The 12,307-nt window shown below is 50.3% G+C and carries 11 protein-coding genes; 8 read left to right on the top strand and 3 right to left on the bottom strand.

The window, feature by feature from the left end; genetic code table 11:
- The first annotated feature begins 389 nt into the window (after positions 1-389).
- Complete coding sequence (locus tag MKY59_RS24165; RefSeq protein WP_339274189.1) at positions 390-1,355, top strand: transcriptional regulator; 966 nt, start codon at positions 390-392, stop codon at positions 1,353-1,355.
- A 50-nt stretch (positions 1,356-1,405) separates the two neighbouring features.
- Entirely contained in the window at positions 1,406-1,789 is a 384-nt protein-coding gene (locus MKY59_RS24160) for an HIRAN domain-containing protein (RefSeq protein WP_339274187.1), read from the top strand.
- A gap of 38 nt (positions 1,790-1,827) precedes the next feature.
- Here MKY59_RS24160 and MKY59_RS24155 read toward each other — a convergent pair whose 3' ends face one another.
- Positions 1,828-2,928 carry a glycosyltransferase family 4 protein gene (locus MKY59_RS24155; protein ID WP_236415540.1) on the bottom strand — a complete coding sequence of 367 codons (1,101 nt, stop codon included), beginning with the start codon at positions 2,926-2,928 and terminating at the stop codon, positions 1,828-1,830.
- Between the two features lie 465 nt (positions 2,929-3,393).
- Between MKY59_RS24155 and MKY59_RS24150 the strand changes: the two genes are divergently transcribed.
- From MKY59_RS24150 to msrA, 5 genes are all read left to right on the top strand, one after another.
- Positions 3,394-4,212 (top strand): TerC family protein, encoded by an 819-nt coding sequence (locus MKY59_RS24150; protein WP_236415542.1) that lies wholly within the window; start codon positions 3,394-3,396, stop codon positions 4,210-4,212.
- Between the two features lie 592 nt (positions 4,213-4,804).
- A complete protein-coding gene (locus tag MKY59_RS24145) occupies positions 4,805-6,247 on the top strand; it encodes an RtcB family protein (protein ID WP_339278467.1) in 1,443 nt (480 codons plus the stop codon).
- A complete protein-coding gene (locus tag MKY59_RS24140) occupies positions 6,248-7,561 on the top strand; it encodes an AAA family ATPase (RefSeq protein ID WP_339274184.1) in 1,314 nt (437 codons plus the stop codon).
- Between the two features lie 176 nt (positions 7,562-7,737).
- Positions 7,738-7,995, top strand: a complete 258-nt coding sequence (locus MKY59_RS24135; RefSeq protein WP_236415546.1) for a GlsB/YeaQ/YmgE family stress response membrane protein — start codon at positions 7,738-7,740, stop codon at positions 7,993-7,995.
- A 250-nt stretch (positions 7,996-8,245) separates the two neighbouring features.
- A complete protein-coding gene (msrA, locus tag MKY59_RS24130; RefSeq protein WP_236415548.1) occupies positions 8,246-8,761 on the top strand; it encodes a peptide-methionine (S)-S-oxide reductase MsrA in 516 nt (171 codons plus the stop codon).
- Between the two features lie 81 nt (positions 8,762-8,842).
- Here msrA and MKY59_RS24125 read toward each other — a convergent pair whose 3' ends face one another.
- Together MKY59_RS24125 and MKY59_RS24120 are read right to left on the bottom strand one after the other, a co-directional pair.
- Positions 8,843-9,706, bottom strand: a complete 864-nt coding sequence (locus MKY59_RS24125; protein ID WP_339274181.1) for a putative RNA methyltransferase — start codon at positions 9,704-9,706, stop codon at positions 8,843-8,845.
- Between the two features lie 423 nt (positions 9,707-10,129).
- Complete coding sequence (locus tag MKY59_RS24120) at positions 10,130-11,389, bottom strand: hypothetical protein (RefSeq protein WP_339274180.1); 1,260 nt, start codon at positions 11,387-11,389, stop codon at positions 10,130-10,132.
- A gap of 259 nt (positions 11,390-11,648) precedes the next feature.
- On the opposite strand from MKY59_RS24120, the gene MKY59_RS24115 reads away from it, so the two are divergent.
- On the top strand, positions 11,649-12,251 hold the full coding sequence (locus MKY59_RS24115; protein ID WP_236415553.1) for a restriction endonuclease: 603 nt from the start codon (positions 11,649-11,651) through the stop codon (positions 12,249-12,251).
- Positions 12,252-12,307 lie beyond the last annotated feature (56 nt).

The raw sequence follows: 12,307 nt of genomic DNA, 5'->3' as shown, positions 1-12,307 counted from the left end.
ACAGCAGATGTTCATTTTGTCCGCACCGTGAATGAAGAGCAGATGGAAGATATCACAGAGCTGTGTGACCATATGATCAACGTGCTCCCCCCGCTGCTGCAGCTTAGCCATTCATAAATCCGAAAAGCCCTGTTTCTTGATTCAAGAGACGGGGCTTTTTTTGTCGATTCAACCCTTTTGCGCATAGGCTAATAGGCGTAGGAACGCGAGATCTCCGCAAAAAATTTACGCAAGCAAGTAAGGAAAGGTATATTGGGATAGCGGGATAAGTGCAATCGGACTATGCCTGGAGGGTGAATTTGCGAAATTGATGTTGGGTCTAAAGATTTATTTCAGTACTAAAGGAACTAGTTTTCCTTGCCGATAAAATATCGAAGGGGAGAAACTGCATGACAGAGAAATTAATTCGTCTGCTGCGCATACTTCAAGCTATACAAGCGAATCCCGGAATTTCAGCCAAGGAATTGGCTTTGAAATGCGACACCACCGTTCGTACGATCTATCGAGATCTGCGGATTTTGGACAGGGTGGCCCCCATTATCAATGAGGGTTATGGAAAGGGTTATCGTTTTATAGGCGAGTTTGCCTTATATCCCTTGAACTTTACCGAACAGGAGGCGATGGTATTTTCCATGCTTCCGTCCGTGGTGGATACTTCGCAGCTGCCGGCTGGATTTGACTCGGCATTTGACAAGGTTATTTCGGCTCACACCAAATCAAAATCAAAAAATAATGAAATCGTGGAAAACATTGCAGGCATTATTCGCATGGGTACTCCCGCATATCGGGAAGAAGGCAAAGATCCCAATCTGCTCATCCCCATTATTGAAGCGATCCTTGATCAGCAAACGATTCGAACCCAGTATCATACGCTTACGAACAATGAAATTACAGTCAGGGATATTGATCCCTATTATTTGATTCCGCGCGACCAGCGTTTCTATCTCATCGGTTACTGTCATATGCAGCAAAGGGTAAGATTGTTCAGAATCAGCCGTTTTCTCGATGTTTTGCAGACCAACAAGCATTTTGACAAGAGTGATTTCAATATCATTCAATATATGAAAAATACGTGGTCTGTCGACCGTGGCGACGAACATATTCATTTCAAGGTGAGATTTACCGAAAAAATAGCTCCCTACATAAAAGAAGAAGAGATGTTTGTCCGTCCGCGAATGACAGATCTGCCCGATGGCAGCTTGTTGTTCGAGGTAACGTTAAACAGCAGTCGAGAGTTTCTGCAATGGTTGTACCAATACGGACCTGAAGCAGAGGTCCTCGAGCCCCGGGAATATCGCAGAGAGATCCGGAATCAACTGATGGAATGGTTGAAAAGCTATGAGGGTGATCATTAGTTCAATCCCCTGTCCGGACAGGAGAAATAAACAACAGAAGGAGCAATATGATGATCAAATTATTTGTGGCCATGCAAGGAATGGAAAAGTATCATGGCACGGAAGCGTTGAATGTCGGAGATACTCTCTTTTTGGTCAAGGATCCGGATAACCGCACGGACCGTCAAGCCATTAAAGTCGTCATGCCGCCGATCGGCACTGTCGGTTATATCGTAAACAACTCGCTTGAAGTGCCCCATGGATGCTGGACAGGCAGCGGGGTATATGACGTATTCCACCAACAGACCTGTGCCAGAGTGCGATTCTGCATGAAGGACCTGATCATTCTGGAGATGATTGAAATGATGCATGTGCCCATTCCCCATATGGATTCGTTTATCAAGGGCCGGAAGATACAAGGCACAAAGCACGAGGGCAGAACAGGAGGGCAATAACATCATGCTGAAAAAAATTCAAAGGAGCTCATTCGCGGCTATCCGCGAATGAGCCGGGTATACGCTGCTTCCAGGTGCATGGCCGTACGTGACCAACTGTATCGGCTAACTGCGCAAATCCTTCCTTTTTGGCCCATGCTTTGGGCGAGTTCAGGGTTGGATGCGAGCTGATTCAGACGCAGGGCAAACGATTCCGGTTTGTCGTAGGCATACACCAGATATCCTTCGTTTCCAGTCTGGATGATCTCGCGAATACCTCCGTTGTCCGATGCAATGACGGGCAATCCGGATGCCATGGCTTCAACGTTGACGAGGCCAAATGCTTCATGTTTTTGCGATGGGCAGACGATACAATCGGCAGCACGATATAATCGTTCCATCCGTTCATGGGCGATCTGTCCGCAAAAAGTTGCCTGGACCTGTTTTCTGTCAGCTAAACGCCGCAGCTTGCGTACGTAACTTGGCGGCCCTTTACCCGCAATCAACAGCTGTACAGGGTGTTTCTGCTGAAGGATGGCGACGGCTCGAATGAGAACGTTCACGCCTTTGCGAGGTATGAGTCTTCCTGCGTAAAGAACGCAAAACGGTTGGGTGACCCCTAGTTGTTTGCGCAGCTGTTCTTTCTCGGCACGGCTTGCAGGAGCAAATCGATTCAAATCGGTTCCGAGCGGAACGATGCGCATGTGCTGTTTCAAAGAAGGAAATCGGCGACCAAGCCGCTCCTTAAGCGATCTGCTGTTGACGGCAATCAAGTCCGCCTGGCGAAGCATCGCCAGTCTGGACGCCCCCGGTTGTGCAAAGGTGAGGGAATGCAGGTAAAGCACAACCGGAATGTCGGGCAAGCTTCGTTTGATGGTAGCCATGGATCGTGGCCGGTTATCGACCTGGATCAGGTCGAAGGCTTCATTTTTCAATACACGGAGCACCGCCCTGGTATAACTGTCCGGGCTTGGAGCAGGAACGCGGCGAATGGTGATGCCTTGCCGTTGTTCTTTCTGCGGAAATCCCGGCACCGTGCGGCTAATAATGGTGACTTCGTGCCGTTCAGCGAGTTCGCGGGCAATGGCCAGAATGCAGATTTCAACAGATCCGTTTCCGGGCAGAGGCAGCTTTTCGGGTGCAACCATCGCTATTTTCATTCGCAGGTCCCTCCTTGTCCCGCATTCCCAATATAAGGTTCTCCCTATGATATGCCGGCTTCAGACGTTTTGACCCCATGCAACCAAGGGCGCCGCAGTACGTAATAAAATGAGAGGCCGATTCCACGCGTTCACCGTTCTCTCAAAAAAAACGTGGGGCCTGCCCAAATAAAGCTTGACTTCAAATGTCGTAATGAATATGATTAAAGCAGGTTATATGAAACATTGAAATGATTCAACTTTGAAAACTACATATCCTTCGTTAAAGGGGAGTAGCTTTTACAATAAAGTCGTCAATTCGGGATTTCATCCCCGGCTTTATTGGCAGCGTTTGTTGTTAGCGAGACCTTTACCAAGTTGTTATGCTGGGTAAAGGTCTTTTTATATGTCAAAAAAAGGATCTTTGCCAGCGATGGTAAAGGTCCTTTTTTTTGTACATCCTATAGAACCTAAGGAGGAGTCATTTTGGATTTGTCATTATTGTTGGAGTATGGTTGGGTATTAATTGTACTCGTTGTATTGGAAGGACTTCTGGCAGCGGATAATGCCTTGGTCCTGGCAATCATGGTTAAGCATTTGCCTGAGGAAAAGCGCAAAAAAGCGTTGTTTTACGGTTTGCTCGGCGCCTTCATTTTCCGTCTGGGCTCATTGTTCCTGATTTCGTTCCTCGTTGACGTGTGGCAGGTTCAGGCCATCGGTGCATTGTATCTGCTGTACATTTCTATTAACCATATCGTGAAAAAAATAATGAGCGGCCGCAATAAAACCGATGAAGCGGCAGAAGAAGCTCCTAAAAAGCCCAAAAAACAATCCGGTTTCTGGATGACCGTGTTTAAGGTCGAGGTCGCGGATATCGCTTTTGCCGTTGATTCCATCCTGGCGGCTGTCGCGCTGGCCGTAGCCTTGCCTCCAAGCGGGCTGCCCAATATCGGGGGGTTGGATGGAGGCCAGTTCATCGTGATCTTCCTTGGCGGGTTTATTGGTCTTGTCATTATGCGTTTTGCTGCTTCGTTCTTTGTCAAATTGCTTCATTCCCGTCCCGGACTGGAAGTGGCCGCGTTTGTCATCGTTGGCTGGGTAGGGGTCAAGCTGGCCGTAATTACGTTGGCTCATCCGTCTCTCGGCGTGTTGGATGAACATTTTCCGGAAAATAAAATCTGGAAATTCGGGTTTTATGTCGTGTTGATCGCCATCGCTTTGTTCGGTTGGTTCATGTCTTCCAAAGTTCCGGAGAAGGAAGACGAGAACCCGGTCGGCGAGGTCGAAAAACAAGCGGGCTTGTGACGCAAAATGTTAGCCGCAGCATGACATGCACGAGTTCCAATCGGCATGAGGCAGGAGTTCGGAAGAACTCCTGTTTTTCTTTTTCCAAGAAAAGGGTTGACAATCTGAAAGGCACCAGCTTAATATGGTTTATAACAATTCATGAAGGGAGGCTGAAGGACATGATGGTGGGTTATGATTTCACCCAGACACAACGCAGCACGTTTACAATTTCATATCCTGCTCATTGTCTCTTTGGCCTCTTACGGGCGACATAGGAATGGCGGCATATCGTTTGGAATCAGGGATCGTTATTTCCTGGCCGTTTCGGTGTGCCTCACATAACCTATATCATGATGAATCATTGACTGCGGCATGCGAAATGCCGTCCTTGTCATTCATCAATGTACTTCAAGAAGCCATGGGCAATTTGTCCATGGTTTTTTTGTGTTTTTAATCCAATGGACGTTAACGGGCAATATGAACGATTTACATGAAAATCATGATCAAAAGGTTTTAACATGACTGCGGATATCCAATGAAGCTGCATGTTGAAACAACGGAAAGGGTTTGTACAACGTTTATGAATAATACGAATAAAACGAATATGAATATGTTATCTTCGGACCATACGATGAAAGCTTACCGGCATGAGGTAAACCTGCCTGCAGGCAATCTGACGGTATATGCGGCACAACAGCTTTTTTCATCGCTGGACTATAAGGTGTTCGAGATGGCCAACAACAATTTGCAAATTCCCGGCATTTCGTACATGAGCTACACGCCTGACGTGCATGTTGGCGTAGGAACGTGTATTGGCACCACAGCAGTATGGGATGCGCAGGACGGATACGTCTCTCCCAGCATCGTGGGAAGTGACATTGGCTGCGGCATGCGGGTGCATATGACCAATTTGCACAAGGACGACTTGAAAGACGTGAAACTGCGCCGGAAGTTGGTCAAGGCCATTGAGAAGGTATTGCCGATGGAAGCGAACCAGCGCGGGCATTACTCCGATCTTCGTTTGGAACACATCGTACGCAAAGGGCTTCACGGTTTGCCGAAAAAATACATTCCGGACAGCTATACGCCCAAAAAATCGACCTCCCTAACCCATGTGGAAAGCAGCAAGTTTGCTTTCGACGAGGAGGTATTGAACCTTGTGCCCGATATGACCTGGCATCGGTCGCATCGTCAGCTTGGCACGCTCGGCGGAGGAAATCATTTTGCCGAAATTCAGGCGATTGAGATTGCTGAAGAAAACCGCGACATTGCTGAAGCATGGGGGTTGAAAGACGGCCAAATTGTAGTAATGATCCATTCGGGATCCCGCGCTTGGGGCGGATATGTGAGCCAGACGAGTTCATCGGCCATCGCCAAAGTCATGCACCGGAACGGGCTCGGGACGTCTGACCCCAAGCTGGTCTTTGCGCCGCTCGAACATGCAGAGGGCAAGCATTACGTGAACATGATGTATTCCGCGCTCAATTATGCGGTGGTGAACCGCCATCTGATTGCGTTCTCCATCCGGGAAGCGTTTCGCGAAGTGTTTGGCCCAAAATGCGAGTTTCGCACGTTGTACGATCTGATGCATAACTATGCGTGGGAAGAAAAACATGAGGATGCGGGCAGTGTATTCGTGCATCGCAAAGGAGCGACGCGGGCATTGCCGGCAGGCCATCCCGATAATCCAAAACCTTATCTGGCCACAGGCCACCCCGCACTGATTCCGGGTTCGATGGGGACCGCCTCGTATATTATGGTGGGCCAGCCGCAGGGTGCGGACAACTATTATTCCATTTGCCATGGGGCAGGCCGCGTGCGGTCGCGTTCGGCAACGAAGCGGCTCGTGACCGTCCAGGATTTCGAGTCGGCGCTGGGCGTGGGGACCGAGCATGAAATTGTGGTGAACCAGCGTTCGCTGGAATCCATCATCGACGAATCCCCGCAAGCATACAAAAATGTGGACGAAATTATTGAAAGTGTGACCGGCGCAGGGCTGGCACAGGTCGTGGCAAAGTGCAAACCGCTTGCGGCCGTGAAGGGAGCCAAATAAATGACGATACAGAACTTGAAGCCAAGTGAAGACAACACCACCATCTCATCCATCTATGCCTTTGACGAAAAGCATGATGGCCGCATTGAAGGTTATGCTACTTACGCTCGCCTGATCCGCGGCATCATTGCCGCATTGTACAAGCGATACGGAATTCGTTACGAGTTATATGCCAGCGATGACCCGAACAGCGAGTATTGGAGCTTGCTTGACGAAGATTTGCGTTCCGAAAGCCCGGATGTGGAGCTGGTCGCCCGGATTTTCGAGGATTTGGAATTGCGGACGCTCCATTACGACGATGATGATGGGGACGAGCCGTCTTATGGGGTGCAGTATTCCATTCGCAATAATGTGTTCGCTTATCCGAAATGGGGCGTTGCGCTTGTGCGAATCCCTTTTTTCCGCAGCAACGGCATTTACAATGAAGACTTTGTGTTTGCGGCGGGCGAAGAACATCTGAAGCAATTTCTAGGCAGCGTACGTGAGCGCGAGCGCCAGCAAAACATGAAGAAGGTGACCGTGTACACCGATGCCCGAAGCGGCATCCATCGGCAGACCGAGTCCATTACGCGTTCCGTAACGCGGGAGGAGGTTGTATTGTCCGAGGAGATCAAACAGGAAATTTTCCGCTCGCTGGACCAGTTCTTCGAGGCGGACCGCACCTTTTACCGCAAATATGACATTCCGTACAAACGGGGCATCTTGCTCTATGGCCATCCCGGGAATGGGAAAACAACCCTGGTCAAATCGATTGCGGCCAGCATTCCAGGCCCGGCAGCGTACTGGCAGATTACGGAATACACGACCAGCGAGTCCGTGCGCGAAGTATTCGATGCCGCCAAGCGGCTCGCGCCGATGGTACTGATCATCGAAGACATCGATTCGATGCCTGCCGAGGTGCGCTCGTTCTTCCTGAACACGTTGGACGGGGCCACGTCGAAGGAAGGTATCTTTCTGATCGGAACGACGAATTATCCTGAAAAAATAGATCCGGGCCTCATGAACCGTGCTGGTCGGTTCGACAGGGCTTACGAAATTCCAATGCCCGACGAAGCGCTGCGGCTGCAATACTTGCGGCAGCGCGGATTCGACGCCTTTGCGGACGAGGAGGGCACGGTGGAAGCGGCGAGACGTACCGAAACATTTTCGCTGGCCCAACTCGGGGAACTGTACGTCAGCGCCGCGCTGGAATGGCATCAGCATGGACAGGTGGACATCGGAAAGCTCATTCAGGGTATGCGCGGCGAACTGGACAAGAGCCATAAGCACAACTGGATGGAGCAGCCGGGCCAGGGTCGGGTAGGCTTTTTCTAAGTTTCAAAGCGGGAACGGGCCATGATGCAACAAATTTGCCTATCCAGGTTATACTAATGCTGTTTACATGAATCCGGCAGAACGCTGACCATCTTTTGGGGTGGGGGTGTTTAAAATTCGGCTCAACGGTTAATAGTAGACAGACACAACAATAACTTGTAATTGAGGTGAATGACATGGGTTGGTTATGGTCATTAATCGTAGGTGGTATCATTGGATGGTTGGCAGGTTTGATCGTAGGCCGTGACATTCCTGGCGGCGTCATCGGAAACATTGTAGCCGGGTTTATCGGCGGCTGGCTCGGTGGAGTCATTCTCGGGGACATGGGTCCTGAGATGGGCGGATTTTACATTGTTCCGGCATTGATCGGGGCCATTGTGCTGGTGGCGATCGTGAGCCTGATTTTCCGCTCCATGGGCCGCAGTCGGGGATAATCTGTCGTTAGAATGTTGAGTCCGGGCTTGAAGAGCATGCACTTGCATGACGATTGACTCGGAATGAAGAAGGTTAAGCGAGGCCGCTTCAAGCGGCCGCGTTTAACCTTCTTTTGTTGTGTGACGCTGGCAGACCGGGGAGAAGTCTGTTATCGTTAGATTGAGGCCAATCCTGTATTTTTGGCCCGGGATGGCGAAACTTATATTTACGAAAATCAAGTGTGTTATGGAAATAGGGGAGATGAACAGCATGGAAAAGGCGACATTTGCCGGCGGGTGCTTCTGGTGCATGGTGACGCCGTTTGAAGAACAGCCGGGCATTCATGGCATCATATCAGGCTATACCGGCGGTCACGTCGATCATCCGACATATGAGCAGGTCAAAACAGGGGAAACCGGACATTTGGAGGTTGTGGAAATTACGTTTGATCCGGAGGTGTTCCCGTATGAGCGGTTATTGGAATTGTACTGGCCGCAAATTGATCCGACCGATGATGGCGGACAATTCCAGGATCGGGGTTCCCAGTATCGCACAGCCATTTTTGTGCATAACGAGCGACAGCGCGAATCGGCAGAACGCTCGAAGCGGGAGCTTGCGGCAAGCGGACGCTTCAGCCAACCGATCGTGACCGAGATTCGCGACGCGTCCGTATTTTATCCGGCGGAGGACTACCATCAGGATTATCACAAAAAAAACGAGAAACATTACAAGGAAGATCGGGCCATGTCCGGACGGGATGAATTCATAGAACGCAACTGGAAGTAAGGGGAGCGATCCTAGGCCGACGCCTTGATCGTGAAGCAACAAAAGCCGGGAGGCTCCTGCTGGAGCGCTCCCGGCTTTTGTTTATTTTGCTCCTGTCCAGATCTCTACATCAATGGTGATCTGCGAGAGGGCGTGGCTTGCTTGCTGCAGCTGGTCATCCGAGCTATGCCATGATAGCGGAGTCATGTGCACGAGCGCAGCGCGTACGGCTTCGTCTACTTGAAGCGTATACGTAAGTGGAATTCGGCTTGTGAGCTTAAAATGCTTTTTGAAGCGCTCAAGCGACAGATGTTCTGGATTGCTTCGCTCTGTGCGGCCCGAATGCAGCCGTTCCCTTAATTCCGTTAGATAAAGCTTTCGCGGCACAACTTTGATGAGCCTGCCGCCCGGTTGAAGGATTCGCATGAATTCCTCGTAATTGGAAGGGGACAGAATGTTGATTACAGCATCCAGCCGTTGGTCCGCAAACGGACTGCAGGCCAGGTCCCCCACCATCCAGATTTGGCCGTCGTAGGACGAAGAGGCCATGGCGATGCCTTCTTTCGCGATATCCATACCCCAGCCTACGGCGGGCAGATGTTGAGTCACCTGTTGAAGAAGCGATCCTTCGCCTGCGCCGGCATCCAGAACATGGATGGGCTCGCGCTGCCGGAGAGCGTGTTCCGTAAGCTGCTCCCGAAGCACGGCAACCAAAGGAGCATAGAGACCCGTGCGGGACCATACTTCCCTTTTTGCGGTGAAGAGTCTTTTGTCATACCGGCCGTTGAACGGGCGGGTCAGAACATTGATATACCCTTGTCTGGCGTAGTCAAAGGTATGGTTTGCGGTGCATAGCACGGAGTCGGCATTAACCGCAGCCAGTTCATGATGGCATAAAGGACAATGAAGCATGTGGATATGTGGACGCAGCAAGGCTGCGCTGCGTTCTCTTCGTTGGATGGACATATGGACGAGCACCCCATTCATTCAGATTTGATAACTGAAGAAAAGGGCATAACAAATAAACCTTCGCAATCATTCAAAAAAAAGCGAGGTTCAAGGTTATGCCCCTAGTTATCGATATCGAATGAATTGAATAATCATGGGATCGCTGCGCTCCTTACTTGTGCGGAAGTGAGTTTCAATGAAGATGGCGTCAATACAACGCCTCAGTCTAACGCATAAGTCAAGCGATTCGACCTTGTCCATTATAACAAATGTTCCGAAGAACTGCCAAAAAGGAAAGTTGCAAATGAAAGAGCGCCGTCCCCTTTTATAATATAAACCGCAATAATAAATCCCACTAGGCCACTGCGAGCGCAGTACCATCTCCGTTAACGTGTGGATGTTTTCTACGGTTTATTTAGAAGGAAAACAGCGCTCTAAAGTTTATTTGCCCGACGAAGCGGACGTGATCACGTATTTGTTCAGCGCATCCTGACGGATCGCATAAAACACGTTATCGATGTACGTTGCTGCATTTTCGAACAACGGCGATGTAGAGCTTGTATAGGTGTGCACGGTTTTCAGCGTTTCCGGATCGAGGATATATCCCGTTTTGGCGAAATCAAGTCGGTACATGCCATCCTGTGTGCGAACCATCTGCATTAGAACAGGCTGCTCATCTTTGAAAATACGTTCCGTAACTTTACCTTTCATTGTGTAAAGCTCCAGCTTCTGTCCGGTCAGCAGGGTATAACCCTTTCCAGACGTTTGGATGTAGGCGTTGCCAGCAATGCTGCGTCCCCATGCCAATTTGCCGTCGCTTCCGAAGCCCATCAGCTTGTTGCCCGTATTGGCGAAATTGGCACGCATAATGACAGAGCCGTCCTCGAGTACGGCAAGGGATTCGCCTCCGCCGTCTCCAATCGTGTTGGCATTGCTCGGGAACTGGTAGAAGGACAGGCGATTCAGCGTTTGATCATAAATTTCGACCTTCGGATTCGCTGCACGCTGCCAATAACCGCCGACTTTGGTTTGTTTGCTGGCATCTACGACGACGCGATGGTTGCCTGCTTGCAGCACTGCACCGTTGATCGTTTTGCTGCCGGTCAACGTCCCTTTTCGATCATACAGGGAGAGGGTGGAGCGAACGGTCCCGTTCGTTTGAACGCCTTGGCTTGAGCTGACCAGGAGCGTGTCGTTGTCAAGCAGGTAGATCTCGGAAGGAGCCTGAACGTTCTTCACCCAATTGGTTTTGCCGGATGTATTATACGAATACACTTTCTTGGTTCCATCGGAGTATGCCATGTAGACGTATGCCGTGCCGGTGCTGCTGTACAGGGATTTGGACGAGATCGTGTAAGGCCCGCTTTTTTCATGAAAAATGGTGCTCCATTTCAGCTGGCCGCTCGTGGCATCATAGGCTTGAAGAGAGTCCAGCTGCCAATCCAGGGTTGTATTGCTGCTCGTTTTGGTCACGGGCTGAGACGTATGCACATAAACGAGATTTTTGGAGGGAACTGCATGAAGCTCCTTGATCGAAACCTGTTCTTCCGTGTTGGCTTCGGACAACACCACGGAAGGGGACGTCCACGAAGGCTTCGTTAACGCTTCAGCGGAACCGGCTCCGGTAATGCCGAAGAACAGGGCGCTGCCGAGCAGCAAGGCCGTCAAAGCTTTGGTGTTTCTTTTGTGGGAATGATGCAAGAGATAGACCACCTTTCAGTTATCGAAATACATGTAACTGTTGAATTCTACCATTTCGAGTTGCATGAGTTCAACGGGATGATTGTAACCTTTTGTAGAGAAACGGGAATAAATTGTCGTTGTTTGGAGAATTATCGTCGTTTTTCGTGGTTACAAGGCATTCATTTTCTTTCTGCCAGGACGAAAGTTTGATATATTAATCGGATGAGAAGGCGTGGTTGAACTGCAGCCGGGCTGAAACGGACAAGGAGAAAATCTGATGAATGGGAACGATCAGGCAAGTATGCTGCTGGTAGGCTGCATCGTTTTTTTGCTTCTGCTGGCATGGGTCATACGTCGGCGAATGCAACGGGGACGGCGCATACGGCGGGAAGCCAACCCGCGGAAGATCACGATGCGCGATATCGATAAAATGGAGGATGGTTCCGAATTCGAGCTGTACCTGTTCCATCTGTTCCAACAGATGGGCTACGGAGAAGTGCATAAAACGACGAGCAGCCGGGATTTCGGCGCAGATCTGGTATTTGTGGACAGGCAAGGCCGTCGCAGCGTGGTCCAGGCCAAGCGGTACGGTGCCAACCATCCGGTGGGTCTTAGCGCCGTGCAGGAAATCTATGCGTCCATGCGCTATTACGAGGCGGATCGGTCGATCGTGCTGACGTCAGCGCGTTATACCGAGGCTTGCCGCACATTGGCTGCGGTCAACGGGGTGAAGCTGCTGGATCGGGAGGATTTGGATGAATTGATTGTTTTGTTCAAATCAAGGCGGATCGATGAGGCCATGGAACTTATTGAAGACGACGACGACGTCCCGATCGAAACGTGGCAATCCCGCAGGAAAAGGACGGTTCGTCAACGGTGATGCTTGCCGTGGGCATTCATTTGCGGTCCAGGGTTTTCCTCGAAGCAGCAGGGCGA

The organism is Paenibacillus sp. FSL W8-0426, from assembly GCF_037969725.1.
GTDB classification, from domain to species: Bacteria; Bacillota; Bacilli; order Paenibacillales; family Paenibacillaceae; genus Paenibacillus; species Paenibacillus hubeiensis.
Note: the sequence above shows the minus strand (reverse complement) of the source record. Positions and strands in the feature narration are given on the sequence as shown.

Excerpts from the sequence above, each read along its gene's own strand:
- MKY59_RS24125 (WP_339274181.1), bottom strand. The coding sequence starts at position 9,706 with ATGTCCATCCAACGAAGAGAACGCAGCGCAGCCTTGCTGCGTCCACAT.
- MKY59_RS24165 (WP_339274189.1), top strand. The coding sequence starts at position 390 with ATGACAGAGAAATTAATTCGTCTGCTGCGCATACTTCAAGCTATACAA.
- MKY59_RS24160 (WP_339274187.1), top strand. The coding sequence starts at position 1,406 with ATGATCAAATTATTTGTGGCCATGCAAGGAATGGAAAAGTATCATGGC.
- msrA (WP_236415548.1), top strand. The coding sequence starts at position 8,246 with ATGGAAAAGGCGACATTTGCCGGCGGGTGCTTCTGGTGCATGGTGACG.
- MKY59_RS24140 (WP_339274184.1), top strand. The coding sequence starts at position 6,248 with ATGACGATACAGAACTTGAAGCCAAGTGAAGACAACACCACCATCTCA.
- MKY59_RS24145 (WP_339278467.1), top strand. The coding sequence starts at position 4,805 with ATGTTATCTTCGGACCATACGATGAAAGCTTACCGGCATGAGGTAAAC.
- MKY59_RS24115 (WP_236415553.1), top strand. The coding sequence starts at position 11,649 with ATGAATGGGAACGATCAGGCAAGTATGCTGCTGGTAGGCTGCATCGTT.
- MKY59_RS24135 (WP_236415546.1), top strand. The coding sequence starts at position 7,738 with ATGGGTTGGTTATGGTCATTAATCGTAGGTGGTATCATTGGATGGTTG.
- MKY59_RS24155 (WP_236415540.1), bottom strand. The coding sequence starts at position 2,928 with ATGAAAATAGCGATGGTTGCACCCGAAAAGCTGCCTCTGCCCGGAAAC.